Origin of the sequence: Oscillibacter sp. UBA6647, assembly GCA_002455655.1 — a bacterium.
Taxonomy (GTDB): Bacteria; Bacillota; Clostridia; order Oscillospirales; family Oscillospiraceae; genus Oscillibacter.
Genome location: DKLF01000146.1, coordinates 1 through 884, shown reverse-complemented (window position 1 = coordinate 884; position 884 = coordinate 1). Strand labels below are relative to the sequence as shown.

General features: G+C 57.5%; 1 protein-coding gene. It reads left to right on the top strand.

All coding sequences use genetic code 11. The features are described 5' to 3' along the window. A partial coding sequence (locus B2W96_RS10795) for an EAL and HDOD domain-containing protein (protein WP_293010301.1) occupies window positions 1-747 on the top strand: 747 nt, incomplete at its 5' end. Between the last annotated feature and the right edge of the window lie 137 nt (window positions 748-884).

The window sequence follows — 884 nt, the reverse complement described above, 5'->3', positions numbered from 1 at the left end:
GAGCTGTATGCCAAGGCGGAAGAACTGGGCGTGGACGCCATGGAGGGCACCCGCGTGGCTGAGAAGCTGGCCACCAAAATTCACAACAGCGGCTACCTGCAAAGCAACTTCTTCCGCCTGATTGTGGCAATGAGCCGGGAGGAGCCTGAGATTGGCGAGGTGGAAGAGCTGGTCTCCGTGGACGCCACATTGAGCTATGCACTGCTGAGGCTGGCCAACTCCTGCTACTTTGCCCGCCGCAACCGGGCCACCACCGTGCGCCAGGCCATCATGACGGTGGGGCTGAACCAGCTTCGCCAGTGGGTCTATCTCCTCAGCGCTAACAACGCAGAGAACGAGATGGATGCCGACGCGGAGGAATTTTTGAAGCTGTCCCTCCTGCGGGGTACCTTTTGCAGCAAGCTGATGAAGTATGCCACCGGCATGACCATTTCCACCTCCGATGCATACCTCATGGGTATGTTCTCCACGCTGCACTATCTGATTGACGCGCCCATGGAGGAAATATTGGAGGAGATTCCGGTTCCGGAGGCTGTCAAGGCAGCGCTGCTGCACCGCGAGGGCAGAGCAGGCCAGCTTTTTGAACTGGCATTGTGCTATGAGCGGGCGGACTGGAACGGTGTTGCCGCCGCCACAGAAGCGCTGGGCATCCCGGCGAACCTGCTTACCGGCACCTATTTTGCCTGTGTGGACGACGTGAACAGCATCTGGACGCAGGTGACCAACCCTCGCCCGGACGACGTCTGAGCCAGCGTTTGAAAACATGAAAAGCGCTCCTCGTCTGCAATTAAGCAGAGGAGGAGCGCTTTTATTGACATATCAAACGACTGCTTGTGGAAGCACTCATTTTCAGTTCATATATAAAGAAGCTCCCGCCGCATACG